Below are 17,002 nucleotides of genomic sequence, written 5' to 3'. Positions count from 1 at the left end.
CCTCGTTATGATGCTGGCCGAACCAGATAGTCGCCCGAGCCGCGCCGCACCAATTTATAACTGTCTTCTTGATCCGGGATCGTAACAGAGTTTTCCGATTTTGCGAGTGCTAAGCGCAAATTGTCACGGATTGCGTCACTTTCGCCATTATCGAGCGCATAGGCCTTGCGAAAGGTCAGCTGGGCTTCGGCGAGTTTGCCGCGTTCCATCAACACAACGCCGAGATTATTCCAGACCTCGGGGTGGGTTTCGTCCTTTTCTACAGCGTCGCGCAGCAGCTTTTCCGCCTGACCCAATCGCCCCAGCCCAAGGTTGGCGCTGCCCAGTCCCGACAGGATTTCGGCATCCAACTGGGAGGCGAGCGCCGCGCGGTTGAAGGCGCGGATGGCCAGTTCGTATTCGCCCGCGCGCATAAGACGGTGGGCGACCTCTACCCCGTCTTCGGCGTCCTTGCGGGTGTTGACACCGGGGGCAAAGGGGTTGTCAGGGCTGGCGCGCTTGCCCCCAAACGCGGAAAGACCGCCTGCAGAGCAAGCGGCCAATCCGGCGATCAGGGTCATACAAAGCGCGAGCCTGAAGGGTAAAGCGCGCTTGGGAATGTGGATCATGCAGAGCCTTACTGACCTAGTTTGGTAATGTTCATCACCGATGGCGCGACCAGAATGATCAGCAGCGGAGGAACGGTCAGCATCATTGTGGCAAGTGTCATCTTGGTTGGCAACTTGTTTGCGGCCTCTTCGGCGCGCATCACGCGTTTGTCGCGCATCTCGGCGGCATAGACCCGCAGCGCGTCGGCGATGGATGTCCCGAAGGCGGCGGATTGTACCAGCACCGTCACAAAGGACGACACATCTTGCACGCCGCAGCGTTCGCCCATGGCGTTCAGCACGCTGACCTTGTCTTTACCGGCCTTCATCTCATAGGCGACGATTTCGAACTCTTCCGCCAGTGCAGGGTAGGAGGCGCGCAATTCGCGGGCCACACGGACGATACATTGATCAAGCGACTGGCCAGCTTCGACGCAGACGAGCATCATGTCCAGCGCATCGGGGAAACCACGCGTGATTTCCTCTTTCCGCTCGGCGACGCGGCGGGTCACCCAATAGCGCGGCAGGAAATATCCGATACCGCCGGGCCCCACGGTATACAGCATCATCTTGTTGGTGGTCATGCCTTCGCCGCCGCCAAGGAAGTTGATGTAGACGGTGCCGATCACCAGCCCGGCAATACCAAGCGCCATCTGTGCAAAGTGAAAGAACCGTACCGCATCGCGCGAGCTATAGCCCGCCTGACGCAGCAGCAGCGCCTTGGCGCTGAGCTCTTCCACGTCTTCGGGTTCGAGGAATTTGGCGAATTTTTGCAGCTTCTCGTTGCGGTCCGACTGGCGCAGGCGCTGTTGCTTGCCTGCATCGGCAGCCTCGGTCTGGCTACGCTTGAGCTTGGCCAAAGGGTCTTCGGGCTGGCGCAGGATCATGACAAGCGTTGCGCCCACCATGGTCAGGCCCAATGCGCCCAGAATGGCGATCCAGCCCATGGGACCAAGTGCGGTGTCGAGTGAGTTGAGGAAATTCACAGTGAGGCCCCCTTAGACTTTGATATCGGTTAGCTTGCGCATGACGATGAGGTTAAGCGACAGGAACAGGACAACCGCGATACAGCCGGGGATGAACAGCGGGTGGGTCATGACTTCGTCATAGTAATGCGGGTCACCGAGTTTGATCACGATGAGCGCGAGGATCGGGAAGGCGGACAGGAACTTGCCGGACCATTTCGCTTCGGCGGTGATGGCACGCACGCGGCGGAACAGGCGGAAGCGGGCGCGGATGACCTTGGCCAACCCCGCAAGGATTTCGGCAAGGTTACCCCCCGATTGCTGCTGGATGGTCACAGCCACCGCGAGGAAGCGCAAATCCTGCATATCAAGCCGTTCGGCCATATCCTTGAGCGCCTCGCCAATGTCGCGGCCATAGGCGGTTTCATCGGCGATCACGCCGAATTCCGACGCCAGCGGGTCCTGGATTTCCTTGGACACGATAGAGATCGCGCTGGTGAAAGGGTGGCCCACGCGCAGCGACCGCACCATCAGTTCCACCGCGTCAGGCAGCTGCTCTTCGATCATGTCCATGCGCTTCTTCGCTTTGGACGAGATCCAGAAGAATACGGCCCCGACACCGATCCCGACAGAGATCAGGATGCGTACGGGCACTTCGGTATTGGTGCCGATGGTCAGCCCCAGAAAGGCGACGACCGAAAGGCCGGCCATGATCATAATCAGCTGTTTCGGCGCAAAGGCGATCGCGGCCTTTTGTGCTTTCTCGGCGAGCAGGGAATAGACCGGAATGGATTTATTATCCATGTGCTGCTGCATTTCCTTGCGCAGCTTGTCCAGAACCTCTTCGCGGCGGGCCCCTTTTTCCAGCATTTCAAGCCGGCGGTTGACCTTGCTGTTGAGGCTGATGGATTTACCGAAAGCGACCAGATACAGCCCTTCGACCAGCACAAGGACACCGACGAAGATCAGGCCATAGATAATGGGTTCTGCACTCATGATTGATAATCCTTACTTGACCACAACGGGTTCATAGATCGACGATGGCAGGTCATAGCCCCACATCTTGAAACGTTCAGAGAAGTGGCTGCGCACGCCGGTGCCGGTGAAGTGGCCGATGATCTTGTTTTCGGGCGTCAGGCCGACGCGCTGAAAGCGGAAGATTTCCTGCATAGAGATCACGTCGCCCTCCATGCCGGTGATTTCGGTAATCGAGGTCATGCGGCGCGACCCGTCCTGCAAGCGCGATGCTTGTACGATCAGGTTCACAGCCGACGAGATCTGGCTGCGGACCGCTTTCAGCGGCATTTCGATACCGGCCATGGCGATCATGTTTTCCAGACGGCTGACACCATCGCGGGCAGAGTTGGCGTGGATCGTGGTCATCGACCCGTCGTGGCCGGTGTTCATCGCCTGCAGCATGTCGATCACTTCCTCGCCGCGCGTCTCGCCGACGATGATCCGGTCAGGACGCATCCGCAGGGCGTTTTTCAGACAGTCGCGGGGGGATACCTCGCCCTTGCCTTCAACGTTGGGTGGGCGGCTTTCCATGCGGCCCACATGGGTCTGTTGCAGTTGCAGTTCGGCGGTGTCTTCGATGGTCAGGATACGTTCATCGTTGGCAATAAACGATGACAGCGCGTTCAGCGTGGTGGTTTTACCAGAACCTGTACCGCCCGAGACGATGATATTCAGACGGGTGGCGACGGCGGCTTGCAGATAGGCTGCCATCTCTTCCGAGAAGGCCCCAAAGCTTACCAGATCATCAATGCCCAGTTTGTCTTTCTTAAACTTACGAATGGAGACAAGGCTGCCGTCCACGGCAATCGGCGGGACCATAGCGTTGAAACGCGAGCCGTCTTTCAAGCGCGCATCGACATAAGGGTTGCTTTCATCGACGCGACGGCCAACGGCGGAAACGATCTTGTCGATGATCCGCAGCAGGTGCTTTTCGTCTTTGAAGGTCACGTCGGTCAGCTGCAGTTTACCCGCGCGTTCCACGAAGATCTGTTGCGGGCCGTTAACCAGAATATCGTTGACGCTGTCGTCTTTCAGCAGCGTTTCCAGCGGGCCGAGGCCGGTCACCTCGTCATACAGTTCGGAGTTCAGTTGAACGCGGTCTTCGCGGTTCAATACGATGGATTTCTCGGCCAGAATCTCGGTCGAGATTTCGTTGATCTCGCTGCGCAGATCCTGCTCCGAGGCATGTTCAAGGGCGGCGAGGTTCAGGTTCTCAAGCAGGGCACGGTGCAGTTCGAGCTTGATGTCGCTCATGCGTTGCTTGCGCTTCACGTCGCGATCCTGCGGGGCGACGGTTGCAGCTTGAGCCACGCGGCGCATGCTGGCGGGTTTGGGCGCGACCGCTTCCTCTGGCTGTTGCTGGGGCGCGGGAGCCTTCGCCTTTGGGGCGGGTGTGGCTACGGCAACGTCACCTGGCTTTTTATACTTCGAGAACATCTGAATACTCTTTCTAAATTATCTGGCGCTTGGGCCGGATCAGGCGGCTTTGGCTTCGTCAGCCTTGAGGTCGTGGATAGAAGACGCGAGCTTTGCGATCTCGCGACGTAGTGGGTTCTTGGCGGCGGTATTGGCGAGCGGCAGACCGTGGTCGTTGGCCTGCGTCACTTGCTTGCCGCCATCAGGCAGCTGCACGTCGATGGAAATACCAAGGCTTTCTGCCATCCGTTTGACCCGCGCTTTGGCGTTAAGGTCGGTGAATTTCGGCGCGCGGTTCATGACATAGCGCAGCTTTTCGACCGGCAGCTCTTCGGATTGCAGCGCGCGTTTGAAACGCAACGCGTTTTGGGCGCAGCGCATATCCAGTTCGAGCATGGCAAAATAGACATGCGCATTGCTCAGCACGGTTTCGGTCCATTGCACCAGCGTCGACGGCATATCGACAACAACGTAGTCGAACTGGTTGCGCGCCATATCCAGAATCCGCGTCACATCTTCCGAGGTGATCAGATCAAGCGGCAGCATATCGGCGGGGGCGGTCAGGACCTGAAGCGTGTCTTCATAGGTCAGCAGGGCCTGACCAAAGCTTTCCTCGTCCATCTCGTCTGTCTCGATCAGCATGTCATAGACGACTTCGCGGCGCGGCAGGTCCAGATAGGTCGCCACGGCCCCGAACTGCAGATCGAAATCCAGCAGGCAGACCTTTGGCGGGTTCTTTTTGTCGGACGTCGCCAGTTCCCACGCCAGATTAACGGCCATGCTGGTCGCACCGGTGCCACCGGCCAAACCATGTACCACGATCACCGCGCCGTCTTTATCGGCACCGGGTTTCAGCTTGGGGCCTGCCTCGATGTGTTCGGCTTTGGGCTCGGGCCCTGCGCGCAGACGTTCGATGGTCGCCGCCAATTCGCCTTCGGGCAGCGGGTAGGGTACGAATTCATCCGCACCTTGACGCAATAGAGAATGGAGCGAGGCCGGGGACATGTCTTCGGCGATCAGGATCACCTTGATATGACGCGATTTCGCCTGCGAGATGATTTCGGACATCATCGGCAGGTTCTCTTCGTCCTCGGAATCAAGCGCCAGTGCAATCAGCTCGAGCGTCGCCGCTTCGGGCTGGCTGAAAAAAGCGAGGCTTTCAGAAAAGCCGAGATCACCCCAGGCTTCGCCCAAAGCTGATTCCATATCCTCGATCAGCAGGTCAAAGTTCTGTACATCACGGCTGACAGTGCAGGCGATGATCTGTGGTGCGTCAATCTGTGGCATACTGCTGCTCATACCTAAACTTCCCCTTCTTCTCTTTGGGGCGCGGCAAGGGCTAATCGGGCGTCGCCCTGTTCTTTGCCTTGCGGTCCCCTGCGTCAGACCACGGTGGCCGGGCGCAACTGTCCTATTGCAGTGAATATCCCTGCCAAGTTGGGCAAGATTGGGGCTAAATAGTTTCTATTGTTTGGTCTTTTGAAACGATCCGCAGTGATTTGCCGGATTGAAACGCAAAAGGCCCGACCGTCAGCGACGATCAGGCCCTTCTGGAGGTATCTTTTATCCGGTTATTCCGTCGTGGTGCCGGTCGATGTCGCACCGCCCGATAGCTGAGTCGGCGGCACGGCGCTGGCAACGTAATCGCGATAGATGATCTGCGCGTATTTGCCGTCCAGAACGGTGGGATGACGCCCGACAAAGCCGCTGACTTCGGTCACTGTGCGGCGGTTCGCCCGTTCGCGGCCCTGTGTCACGATCAACGGCTGTGTTTCGCCAAAGGAAACAACGGCCTCAAGACGGCTGCGGCTGATGCCCTGCGTTGACAGGAACGCAACAACGGATTGTGCTCGGCGCAGGCCCAACGCCTTGTTATAGCTGTTCGAACCGACGGCATCGGTATGGCCATACACGCGGAAGCGGACTTCGGGGAACTGACGGATCCATCCCGCTTGGCGCCGCAGCACAGCCTGCGCGGCCCCGTCCAGCTGGGCCGAGTTAAAGGCAAAGGTCACCGTGGATTCGACTTCGCCGGCAAAGCGGTTGGCCAGATCGAAGGTGTACTGGCGTTCGCCTGTCATTACCAAACGGTTGTTCAGCGTGGCGTTTCCAAAGGTGCCCAGATCGGTCAGGGATCCTGCTTCGCGGTGGAACTGGGTATAGACCGGATCAGGGCTGCTGACGCAGCCTGCTACGGTCATCGCCAAAGCGGCGCATAACCCGGTGATTTTGCCTGTCGAAGGGATCGCTGAAGTCATCTGATCAATCCAATACATAGCCATATGACCCGCTAAAGTCCTGTTTGGCAACCTCGCCAGCCGCCCCTTTGGTGGGCGCTGTGCTGCCTTTGGACGTGCGACCTGACAGGAACAATTCGCTTTCCGTGGGCGGTTTGATCCGGTCGGTGGGCAGGGCCAAAGCCTCGCCGCGGGTGGGGGTCACGAGATGGGCCGTGATAATGATCACCAGTTCGGACTGGCTGCGCTGATAGTTCGCGCTGCGGAACAACGCGCCCAATACAGGCACATCGCCGATCCAGGGTAGCTGGCTGGAGTTATCGGTGAAATCGTCGGTCAGCAGACCCGCGATCGCAAAGCTTTCGCCGTCGCGCATTTCAACCGTGGTCGAGGTTTCGCGGCGGGTGAAGGCCGAGATGTCGAAACCATTGCCCAAGGACACGCTGTTGCTGGCATCAATCGCCGACACAGCGGCTTTGAGTTCGAGGTTAATCAGGTCTTTATCCACGACACGGGGGATAAAGCTCATTTCTACGCCGAAGGGTTTGTACTGCACCGAAATCTGGTCGCCGGTCTGGGCGACAGGTACGGGGTATTCGCCACCGGCAAGGAACGTCGCCTCTTGCCCGGACAGCGCGACGAGGTTCGGTTCGGCAAGGAAGCGTACGGCACCCTTCTGCTCCAGGGCTTCAAGCAGCAGGCCGACTTGGGTGGACCCTGCGTTAAAGCCAAACAGTACCGCGCCTGCGTTGCTGTTGGACGCAGGCGTCGTGCCGCCAAGAGAGTTTGCAATCGCGCCTGATGTATTTGTCGTATTGGTCCCGCCGTTGATCGCAAGATCGTTGCCCACCAACCCGTTCAACGCGAGCGACGCGCTTAGGGATTTGGAGACAGATCGGCTCATCTCGGCAAAGCGGACTTTCATCATCACCTGCTGGATGCCGCCGACGCTCATCAGGTTGGAGACGCGTTCTGGCGCGTAGCGTTCGGCCAGATCAAGGGCGCGCTGCAGGCGTTGGGTGGAGGACACGATGCCCGACAGGACGATACCGTCGTTGGCTGTGCGCACTTCGATCTTTTCGCCGGGCAGGATCTGCCGCAGGCGTTCCTTGAATTCAGAGACATCGGCCGCGACGCGCACATCCACGTTGGTGATCAACTGACCGGCCGCATCCAGCAGGGTCAGCGTGGTCAGGCCAGGGGATTTGCCCAGCACATAGATGGTGCGATCGGAGAGGGATGAGATATCTGCGATCCCCGGATTGGCGATGCTAAGCTCGGCAAAGGGGATGTCGCTTTCAACCACAACCGCGCGGTTCATCGGGACTTCCAACACACGGTTGGTGCCCTTTTTGACCACACGGAGCGTGTTGGCCTGCGCGTCGATCGGCGCCGTCAATGCAAATGGCATCGCGCCAATGGTCAGTCCCAATAGGGCTGCTTTAATAAACTTATCGATTTTCATGTGACCTGCCTTTGTGATCACGCCTCAAAATAGGGTCTTTGCGCCCGCCGTTTGCGCCACTGTGCGGTCCTTTGCGTTTTTTTGCAAGAATCAATGACAGGGGGTGGCGGGTATATGTGGATTAACAGCAACATATCCGAAATGGCAAAACGCCGCGCAAAGTGATGCGCGGCGGTGTTGAGGTCCGTATTTGCCCTGCCTGACAAGCAGATCAGTTGGTGCAGGGGATCGGGATTTCGACCACTTCGGCACCACGACGGGTCCGGATGGTGCAGACTTTTTCTGTAGTCGTTTCGACTTTGACCGTTTCTTCTGTCAGGCCGAGCAGGCGGCGTTGGTCGACTTCGATCTCACCGGCGACGGTGTCATCCTCTGCCCCGACGAGCGAGAGGGATAGGTCACCCGTCGATTGGGCCTGTGCCAATGCGGCAACTTGATAGGGCTGAACGGCAACAGTGACGGTATTCGCAATGGCCGCTTCGCTGCGTTCGCCGCCGGCGCTTTGGTCGATCGCGATGATCTTGACGCCTGCCTCGATCAGTTTGGTCACGTCTCCGGTATCGGCGCGGTCGTTGCCGCCTCGGTTGATGCGGCCGGTCCAGTAGACATCGACACGGTCACCGGGGCGCAGGAAGCCCGAGACGCCGCTTGATACATCGACGCGGATCGCAAACGCACGGCTGCCCCGTTCCAGCTGCGAGGTGAGGCCGGTATCGGCACCGGGTTCGGTCACCTTCACCGCCATAATGGCTTCGTCTTTTTCCATCGCACGCAGCACGACACGCAGGTCATCGCTGTTTTCGGGGAAAAGCGCTGCTTCTTCGATAAATGTGCCTTCGGGGATCGCATTTTCAGGCCAGTTCACCTGCCGCACATCTTCGCGGGTTAGGCGCTGCCCGTATTTCAGCGGCCCATTGGCCACATATACACCAACCGTTGGTACGATCTGTGCAAGAGCCTCTTGGGCCTGTTGGTTGGCGCGTTGATATTCACTGATGCGGCCCTTTGCTAGATACACAGCACCACCTGCCAAAGCGATACCGGCGAGCAGGACCAGTCCAAAAACCATCCGCATGTTACTTACCTCTCTTGAGTGTGTGCCGGTCCCAGGACGCGGCGCGAAACTTATACCAATGCATAGGCGGTGATTGTGTTCAGACTATGGATAATCCGCGACCAAGCTGGGTCATTATAGTGATGGATTGGGTTAGATGTCGCCCGGCGTCTGGGTCATCACCCGGTCTGCTAGATCCACAGTTCCGGTAGTCATGCTGACGACAATGAGAACCGCCAGAGATACCACCGCTGCGCATAAAACAACCCAGTCAACTGTGACCGCACCGCTTGGGCTTCGCCAGAATTTGATAAGCTTCGAGAGCATTGTTTTGCCTTGCGTGATGAAGGTCTAAAAAAACTGGCCGCATTCTGTCGAGCAGAATGCGGCCAGCGAAATTTCGTGGTGTGACGAACGCTTAGCCGCCGATGCTGCCAGGGTTTTGTGTCCCCATGTAGGAGTTGGTTTTCGATGTCAGGTTGGAAGCGCCTGTTTCGATCGAGGAGTAAGCTGCGACGGCCAGGCCAACAACGGCGGCGGTCAGAACAACCCAGTCAACAGTCACAGCGCCGGATTCGTCGTTTTTGAAGTTCTTGATAAAGTTCATCATGGTATGTCCCTCCAAGGATCATAAAGTTTTCAATCTCAACCCTGTCGTCCGTTTCGATGCTTCTCTCTCAATTCCGCATCTGGCTGACTTGGTATGAGCCTATATAGCCTTGTGAATGGGGCACGAATTTGGCGGCAATTGTGACATTTCGTTTTTCAGGGCCGGTTTTTGGCGGAATTGCTGTAGCCTGCTGATACGAAAAGATTTTCCGTCTTCATTTTTTGTTATCCTTGATGGGAAGCGGGGCAGGATTGCATCAATTATGGCGAAATCGCCATGTTCCCTGCCATGTTTGGTTGGTTTGGAAAGGGTTTCCGTGCGAGATTGCTGAAAAAGAGCATTAAATAATAAGTGCAGGCAGCGATGTTTCGACGAATGACCGTATCTTTGATGGTGGGGATGCTGGCGGCCTCGGCTGTCTGGGCAGACGCGCCCAAGCCATTTCCGAAGTTCGAAGCAAAACGCGTAAAACCGCCCAAGCCGGGCAGTACCAATCGGATCAATGTCTTTATCGAACCCAAGGCCGACGACGTCCCCGATGTGGTCGCAACCGACTCCGGTGCCATCGTGCCAGCGTCACCGGGGCAATATGATTGGTTCTGGGATCGTGTCTCTCCGGCGGTCGAGAAATCTGGCCCGGGCCGGCTGGAGGCCGCGATGGTCACGCTGGCAACGGCCAGCAGCAAAATCCCCGCGCCACGCATGCAACAGATGCAAGAGATCGCCAAGGCCAATGGGATCGACATCCTCCGCTCTACGATCGGGACACAGGTGTCACCTGCGCTTGTGCTCGCGGTGATCACGGTTGAATCTGCAGGACGGCCCGATGCCATCAGCGGGGCAGGGGCGCAGGGGTTGATGCAGCTGATGCCTGATACAGCGTCCCGCTTTGGGGTGACCGATAGTATGGTCCCGACGCAGAATATCGCGGGCGGCGTAAAATACCTTGATTGGCTGATGGGCGAATTTGACCGCGATCCGATCTTGGTGCTGGCCGGTTATAACGCGGGCGAAGGGTCCGTGCACAAGCACGCGGGCGTGCCGCCTTTTGCCGAAACCCGTGACTATGTGCCCAAGGTGCTGGCCGCGTTTCAGGTCGCCAAGGGCCTGTGCCAGACCCCGCCCGAGCTGATCTCGGACGGGTGTGTCTTTGCGGCGATGAACTGACGCCAGTTCGGGGTGGATGTAAAAAGGGGCGCGGCCATCGCTGGCTGCGCCCCTTGTCGTTCATCGCGTCAGCGGATTAGACGATTGTCGCTTCGGTCGCGGCGCGTAGTTCGTCTTCGGTGACGCCATCGGCGCATTCAACGATCTTCAGTCCGCCTTCAACGACATCCAGCACACCTAGATTGGTGATGATGCGGTCAACGACGTTCTTGCCGGTCAGCGGCAGGGTGCATTCTTTCAGCACCTTGCTGTCGCCATGCTTGCTGGCGTGGTCCATGACCACCACAACGCGACCCACACCCGCGACCAGATCCATCGCGCCGCCCATGCCTTTGACCAGCTTGCCGGGGATCATCCAGTTGGCGAGGTCGCCGTTTTCAGCCACTTCCATCGCGCCCAGAATGGCCATGGCGATCTTGCCGCCGCGGATCATCCCGAAGGAGGTCGAGCTGTCGAAATACGAGGTGCGGTCCAGCTCGGTGATGGTCTGCTTGCCCGCGTTAATCAGGTCGGCGTCTTCCTCGCCCTCGATGGGGAAAGCCCCCATGCCCAACATGCCGTTTTCCGACTGCAAGGTCACATCCATCCCGTCGGGGATGTAGTTGGACACCAGCGTCGGAATCCCGATGCCAAGGTTCACATACCAACCGTCTTGCAGTTCCTGCGCGGCGCGTGCCGCCATTTGATTGCGATCCCAAGCCATTATGCCGTCCTCACTGTGCGCTGTTCGATGCGTTTCTCGTGATCACCCTGAATGATGCGGTGCACATAGATGCCGGGCAGGTGGATCGCGTCGCCGCCAAGGCTGCCACGGGGAACGATCTCTTCGACCTCGGCGATGCAGATCTTGCCACACATGGCCGCTGGCGGGTTGAAGTTGCGCGCAGTCTTGCGGAACACGAGGTTGCCAGTGTCATCCGCTTTCCACGCTTTGACAATCGCCAGATCCGCAACGATGCCGCGCTCAAGGATATAGGTCTCGCCGTCGAAATCCTTGTGCTCTTTGCCTTCGGCGATCACGGTGCCAACGCCGGTTTTGGTATAGAAACCGGGAATGCCCGCACCGCCCGCACGCATACGTTCGGCCAAGGTGCCTTGCGGGTTGAATTCCAGCTCAAGCTCGCCGCCGAGATACTGGCGCATGAATTCCTTGTTCTCGCCGACGTAAGAGCTGATCATTTTCTTGACCTGCTTGGTCTGCAACAAGATACCGATGCCGAAATCATCTACGCCCGCATTGTTCGAGGCAAAGGTCAAATCCTTGGTGCCCGCGTCCCGGATCGCGTTCAGCAGCAGTTCGGGAATACCGCAAAGGCCAAAGCCCCCCGCTGCGATCAGCATGCCATCGTGCAGCACGCCTTCCAGCGCCTCGGCAGCGCTTCCATAGATTTTCTTCATTCCGGCTCCTTTCAAGAGAGGCTCACGGCCCTGTCGTATTATCGTTATACGACTTCTATGACGCGGCGTAACGAACGTGTCAAACCGCCGACGCTAATGTCAGCGGTACCAGTGAAGCTTGCCGGAAAATTCGGGGGAATGCGCGCCCACCCTGCATCGGGTGGGCAGCTGTCGTCGCGGGGTCAGTGCAGCCCGCAGCGAGGTCAGACGATGCGTACCTGCGTGCCGATGGGGGCAATCTGGTACAGCGCCTCAATCATGTGGTTGTAAAGCCCGATGCACCCGTCAGAGCTTTGCCGCCCGATCTTGCGCGTGTCATGGGTGCCGTGGATCAGATAGGCGGGCCAGCTGAGGTACATCGCATGGGTGCCAAGCGGGTTGTCCGGACCGGGCGGCATATACTTCAGATCGGGGTCGCGTTCGATCATGCTGGGTGTCGGTGTCCAGTCGGGCCCGACACGTTTGCGCACAATGCGGGTGTAGCCGCGTTTGGTCAGTTCGTCGCTGCGGGGCACGGAGGTCGGGTAAATCTTGTAGGTCTCGCCATCGCCGCCCCAATAGTGCAGCGCGCGGGAAGAGGTATCAGCCACGATCGCGGCTTTGCCCAATGTATCAAAGTGGTCCTGCCAGTTCTGGCTGGAAAATCCATTGGTGTTATGACGTACCGGTGCCGCGATCTCTGGCACCGGCGTCTGTGCGCGCAACAGGGCCGGCGTGAAAAGCGCCGCGCCCGCTGTCAGGATCAACCCGCGTCTTGAGAATGTCTGCTCTGCCATCTTTATGTCCTTCTACCGTGGCGATTGTCACAGGTAAAAGCAGCAAGGGCAGGGCGGGGCAACTCACATATATGTCATTTCATGAATATGTGAGTTGCGCTCTCATTCTTCCGGTGCGGCGGCCGATTTTGCGGGTGCCTTTTTGGCCGTTGGTTTCTTTGCGGGTGCCTTTTGGGCCGCTGGTTTCTTTGCGGGGGCCTTCTTGGCAGCCGTTTTCTTGGCCGGAGCCTTTTTCGCAGCGGTTTTCTTTGCTGCGGGCTTCTTGGTTGCGGCTTTGCGCTTGGCAGGGGACTTCGCCAGCTTTTCCTCAATCAGCTCAACCGCACGTTCCATGGTCAGATCGGCAGGCTCGACCTCTTTGGGGATGGTGGCGTTGACTTTCTCCCACTTCACATAAGGCCCGTATTTGCCTTCCATGATGTTAACCTCGCCGCCCAGATCAGGGTGTTCGCCCATCTCGCGGATCGGTTTTGCCGCTTTGCCACGCCCGCCACGGCTGGCGACTTTCTCGGCCAGCAATTGCACGGCGCGGTTCATGCCAACGGTGAACACCTCGTCCAGTGTTTCGAGGTTCGCATTGGTCCCGCCACGGTTCGACGTGCTGTCGGCGTGTTTGATATAGGGGCCGTAGCGCCCGATATTTGCCCAGACCATCACCCCATCTTCCGGGTGCGGGCCGATCTCTCGCGGCAACGACAGCAGCATGACAGCGCGTTCCAGCTCCAGCTCTTCGGCGGGCCAGTCCTTGGGCACCGATTGACGCGGCGGTTTTTTGTTCTCTTCGGTGACGGGGCCGCGCTGCACATAAGGGCCGAAGCGCCCTTTGAACACGCGGATCTCGTCGCCCATATCCTCGCCCAGCAGTTTGCCATCGGGCGGAATAGCCGAGGCTTCTGCCTCGGGGTCGGGCGGGCCGAAGGGGCGGGTATAGCGGCATTCAGGGTAGTTCGAACAGCCGATGAACGCGCCGCCGGACCGTGCGGTGCGCATGGACAAACGCCCGATCTCGCAGTTGGGGCACAGGCGCGGGTCGCTACCATCCTCATTGGGCGGGAAGAGATGCGGCTCGAGTACCTCGTTGATCTTCTCCAACACCTCGGTGATGCGCAAATCGGCTGTTTCGGCAATCGCAGCCGAGAAATCCTGCCAGAACCGGCCCAGCACATCCTTATAGTCGGCATCCGCCGCGCTCACCTTATCAAGCTGGTTTTCCAGATCGGCGGTGAAGTCATAGCCCACATATTTGCGGAAGTAATTCTCGAGGAAGGCCGTCACCAAACGGCCCTTGTCCTCGGGGAACAGACGGTTGCCTTCCTTGCGAACGTATTCGCGGTCCTGAATGGTGGTGACAACGCTGGCGTAGGTCGACGGGCGCCCGATTCCCAGCTCTTCCATGCGCTTGACCAATGTCGCTTCGGTGTAGCGGGGGGGCGGCTGGGTAAAGTGCTGCTCTGGCGTGACGGCGCGTTTGTCCATCTTGTCGCCTTGGGTGATCTGCGGCAGGCGCTTGTCATCCTCGTCCACGACATCGTCGCGGCCTTCTTCGTAGACACGCAGGAAGCCGTCGAATTTCACCACCTGGCCGGTGGCGCGCAGCCCGACCTGTTCGTCCTTGCTGCCGATCTCTACCGTGGTGCGTTCCAGACGCGCACTTTCCATCTGGCAGGCCAGCGTGCGCTTCCAGATCAGGTCGTACAGCTTGCGTTGATCCGGTTCGGTCAGTTTCAGCGCGTCGGCATCTTTGGTCATGTCGGTGGGGCGCACACATTCGTGCGCCTCTTGCGCGTTCTTGGCCTTGTTCTTGTAAATGCGCGGCTCGGACGGGACATACTCCGCCCCGAACCGGTCCGAGATAGCGTCCCGTGCCATCGTGATCGCTTCGGGGGCCATGTCGATGCCGTCGGTCCGCATATAGGTGATGTGACCGGCTTCATAGAGCCGCTGCGCTGTGCTCATGGTCTGGCGTGCGCCCATGCCGAACTTGCGGCTGGCTTCCTGCTGCAGGGTCGAGGTCATGAACGGGGCCGAGGGGTTGCGGCTCGCGGGTTTCGCTTCGACGCTGGTAACCGTCAGATCACGGCTGGTGATCGCCTGCACCGCCATCTCGGCTTGCGTTTCATTGCCAAGATCAAAACGGTCCAGCTTCTTACCGGCAAGCGTCACCAGACGGGCCTCGAACTCTTGCCCGCGCGGGGTGGCGACCAGTGCCTTGACGCTCCAGTATTCGCGGTTGCGGAAGGCCTCGATCTCCATCTCGCGCTCGACGATCAGCCGCAAGGTGACCGACTGTACCCGCCCCGCCGATTTCGCGCCGGGCAATTTGCGCCATAGGACGGGCGACAGGTTGAAGCCCACCAGATAATCCAGCGCGCGCCGTGCCAGATAGGCCTCGACCAGTGGCATATCGACCTGACGCGGGTTCGCCATCGCCTCGGTCACGGCCTTTTTGGTGATCTGGTTGAACACCACGCGGCTGACCGGTGTGTCCTTCTTGATCGACTTGCGTTTGGTCAGCGCCTCTTGCAGGTGCCAGCTGATCGCTTCGCCTTCGCGATCAGGGTCAGTCGCGAGGATCAATGCGTTGTCGTCTTTCAGCGCATCAGCGATGGCTTTGACGTGTTTCTTGCTTGCTGCGGCGACTTCCCAAGTCATGTCGAACCCGTTTTCCGGGTCGACCGATCCGTCTTTGGGCGGCAGATCGCGGACGTGGCCGTAGGACGCAAGCACGGTGTAATCACTGCCGAGATACGAGTTGATCGTTTTAGCTTTGGCAGGTGATTCGACGACGACAACTGGCATAAAATTCGGCACCTTGGATCAAATTAATTCGCGTGGCTTATGCTGTGACATGTGGCGTGAAGCGAAGTTTGTCAATCCGCAGAACAGCGCGCGCCCTTTGATACACGGGTTATAAAGCGCCTTTTCGGGGGTGTTTCACGGTGCAATCCGGCCGCGGTTCCGGCTTCCAGATGGTCTAAATCCCGGGGGCGCTTTGGAGGTTCTCCAAAGCGGGGGCTGGCCCCCGATCTGCGGCCGCGTCACGCTCAGTCCGCGCGGGATACCAGCCCGCCTGCATGGCGCAGGATATGCCCGTTCAACTCAAGCTCGACCAGAACAGGTGTGGCGATCCCCGGTGCGACCGCCAGATCGCGCAGCAGCTGGTCTTCGGCAACGGGGCTGGGGCCAAGGCGTGACAATATATCGGTGTGCAGCGCTGCAATGTCGCGCTGGGGCGCGGGGGCGGCTGCTTGGGAAATGGGCGGGCTGGCGGCGGGAGCTTTTGCCGGCCCCAGTTGATCAATCACATCTGCGGCATTGCGCACCAGCGCCGCCCCGTCACGGATCAGCATGTTGCAGCCCGCGGCACGGGCATCGAAGGGGTGGCCGGGCACGGCAAGCACCTCTCGCCCCTGATCCAGCGCGTCACGGGCGGTGATCAGGCTGCCGGATTTAGCCGCCGCTTCGACCACGACCGTTGCGCGGCTTAGCCCTGCGATGATCCTGTTGCGGCTGGGGAAATGCCGCGCCATCGGTTGCAGCCCCATCGGTTGTTCCGAAATGCGCAGCCCTTGGGCCGCGATATCTTGGGCAAGCGTCGTATTCTCTACCGGATAGATCACATCGACGCCCCCCGCTTGAACCGCGATTGTGCCGGATTCGAGCGTCGCCAGATGCGCCGCGGCATCAATCCCCCGCGCCAATCCCGAGACGACCGTAAACCCCGCCTCACCCAAACCGGATGCCAAGGCGCGGGCCATGCGCGTCCCGAGCGATGAGGCGTTTCGCGCGCCCACAATCGACACCAAGGGGCGGTGCAGCAGCTCGATATCTCCGATCGCCCATAGAAACGGGGGGGCGTCGTCGGGCTCTGCCAGATGAGGGGGATAGGCTGCGCAATCATGGGCAATCAAGCGCGCGTTCGCGGCCTTTGCCGCGCGCAGCTCTGCGTGGACGACATTCTCGGGGCAGATGCGATAGTCTTTCACACCTGCGGCGCGGGCGACGTCGGGCAACGCCTCAAGCGCGGCGCATGCGGTGCCGTATTCGCGCAGCATGCGGTAATAGGTGACAACGCCGACACGGCGCGAGCGCAACAGACGAAGCCGCGCAAAGCTGTCGTCTTCCAGGGTGGGTGGGACCAAGGGGGGCGTGGAAGAGGAGGGAGTGTTGTTCCTGTCAGTCATCCCGCGTCTCCGTCCGTTGCCTCACCAGCTTTAGGCAAAGCTGCTTAACGAAACGTGAACGGCGAAGGTTTAATCCGAACTACTAATCTTCTTCGGTGTGCGATCCGGTATCGGATCACCGGAGCA

Annotated in this window: 15 protein-coding genes; 1 reads left to right on the top strand and 14 read right to left on the bottom strand. The window is 59.2% G+C overall.

The annotated features are described in order from the left end of the window. Positions 1–5 precede the first annotated feature (5 nt). The 9 genes from IV89_RS13985 to IV89_RS13945 form a co-directional block, all read right to left on the bottom strand. Positions 6–560: a tetratricopeptide repeat protein gene (locus tag IV89_RS13985; RefSeq protein WP_005851668.1), complete on the bottom strand. Its 555-nt coding sequence runs from the start codon at positions 558–560 to the stop codon at positions 6–8. A 56-nt stretch (positions 561–616) separates the two neighbouring features. After that, complete coding sequence (locus IV89_RS13980) at positions 617–1,534, bottom strand: type II secretion system F family protein (RefSeq protein ID WP_005851669.1); 918 nt, start codon at positions 1,532–1,534, stop codon at positions 617–619. A gap of 51 nt (positions 1,535–1,585) precedes the next feature. Next, on the bottom strand, positions 1,586–2,548 hold the full coding sequence (locus tag IV89_RS13975) for a type II secretion system F family protein (RefSeq protein WP_005851670.1): 963 nt from the start codon (positions 2,546–2,548) through the stop codon (positions 1,586–1,588). 12 nt (positions 2,549–2,560) lie between these two features. Continuing rightward, on the bottom strand, positions 2,561–4,006 hold the full coding sequence (locus tag IV89_RS13970; RefSeq protein ID WP_037943335.1) for a CpaF family protein: 1,446 nt from the start codon (positions 4,004–4,006) through the stop codon (positions 2,561–2,563). Positions 4,007–4,045: 39 nt separating this feature from the next. Then, on the bottom strand, positions 4,046–5,284 hold the full coding sequence (locus IV89_RS13965; protein ID WP_005851672.1) for an AAA family ATPase: 1,239 nt from the start codon (positions 5,282–5,284) through the stop codon (positions 4,046–4,048). Between the two features lie 272 nt (positions 5,285–5,556). Further along, positions 5,557–6,261 (bottom strand): OmpA family protein, encoded by a 705-nt coding sequence (locus IV89_RS13960; RefSeq protein WP_037943337.1) that lies wholly within the window; start codon positions 6,259–6,261, stop codon positions 5,557–5,559. Beyond that, complete coding sequence (locus IV89_RS13955) at positions 6,248–7,687, bottom strand: type II and III secretion system protein family protein (RefSeq protein WP_037943338.1); 1,440 nt, start codon at positions 7,685–7,687, stop codon at positions 6,248–6,250. Before IV89_RS13955 ends, IV89_RS13960 begins: the two co-directional genes overlap by 14 nt. A 211-nt stretch (positions 7,688–7,898) precedes the next feature. Continuing rightward, the gene (gene cpaB / locus IV89_RS13950; RefSeq protein WP_005851675.1) at positions 7,899–8,762 is read right to left on the bottom strand and encodes a Flp pilus assembly protein CpaB; all 864 of its coding nucleotides are present in this window, start codon (positions 8,760–8,762) and stop codon (positions 7,899–7,901) included. 397 nt (positions 8,763–9,159) lie between these two features. After that, positions 9,160–9,351 (bottom strand): hypothetical protein, encoded by a 192-nt coding sequence (locus tag IV89_RS13945; protein WP_037943339.1) that lies wholly within the window; start codon positions 9,349–9,351, stop codon positions 9,160–9,162. 375 nt (positions 9,352–9,726) lie between these two features. Here IV89_RS13945 and IV89_RS13940 point away from each other — a divergent pair, with 375 nt between their 5' ends. Further along, on the top strand, positions 9,727–10,518 hold the full coding sequence (locus tag IV89_RS13940; protein WP_037943340.1) for a lytic transglycosylase domain-containing protein: 792 nt from the start codon (positions 9,727–9,729) through the stop codon (positions 10,516–10,518). Positions 10,519–10,594: 76 nt separating this feature from the next. Here IV89_RS13940 and IV89_RS13935 read toward each other — a convergent pair whose 3' ends face one another. From IV89_RS13935 to dprA, 5 genes are all read right to left on the bottom strand, one after another. Next, positions 10,595–11,221 carry a 3-oxoacid CoA-transferase subunit B gene (locus tag IV89_RS13935; RefSeq protein ID WP_009826130.1) on the bottom strand — a complete coding sequence of 209 codons (627 nt, stop codon included), beginning with the start codon at positions 11,219–11,221 and terminating at the stop codon, positions 10,595–10,597. Further along, on the bottom strand, positions 11,221–11,916 hold the full coding sequence (locus IV89_RS13930; protein WP_005851680.1) for a CoA transferase subunit A: 696 nt from the start codon (positions 11,914–11,916) through the stop codon (positions 11,221–11,223). Before IV89_RS13930 ends, IV89_RS13935 begins: the two co-directional genes overlap by 1 nt. A 203-nt stretch (positions 11,917–12,119) precedes the next feature. Further along, complete coding sequence (locus IV89_RS13925) at positions 12,120–12,692, bottom strand: L,D-transpeptidase (protein WP_005851682.1); 573 nt, start codon at positions 12,690–12,692, stop codon at positions 12,120–12,122. A gap of 102 nt (positions 12,693–12,794) precedes the next feature. Then, positions 12,795–15,491 carry a type I DNA topoisomerase gene (topA, locus tag IV89_RS13920; RefSeq protein WP_037943341.1) on the bottom strand — a complete coding sequence of 899 codons (2,697 nt, stop codon included), beginning with the start codon at positions 15,489–15,491 and terminating at the stop codon, positions 12,795–12,797. Between the two features lie 245 nt (positions 15,492–15,736). Further along, positions 15,737–16,876 carry a DNA-processing protein DprA gene (gene dprA / locus IV89_RS13915; RefSeq protein ID WP_037943343.1) on the bottom strand — a complete coding sequence of 380 codons (1,140 nt, stop codon included), beginning with the start codon at positions 16,874–16,876 and terminating at the stop codon, positions 15,737–15,739. Between the last annotated feature and the right edge of the window lie 126 nt (positions 16,877–17,002).

This window comes from Sulfitobacter sp. CB2047 (assembly GCF_000735125.2).
Lineage (GTDB): Bacteria > Pseudomonadota > Alphaproteobacteria > Rhodobacterales > Rhodobacteraceae > Sulfitobacter > Sulfitobacter pontiacus.
Note: the sequence above shows the minus strand (reverse complement) of the source record. Positions and strands in the feature narration are given on the sequence as shown.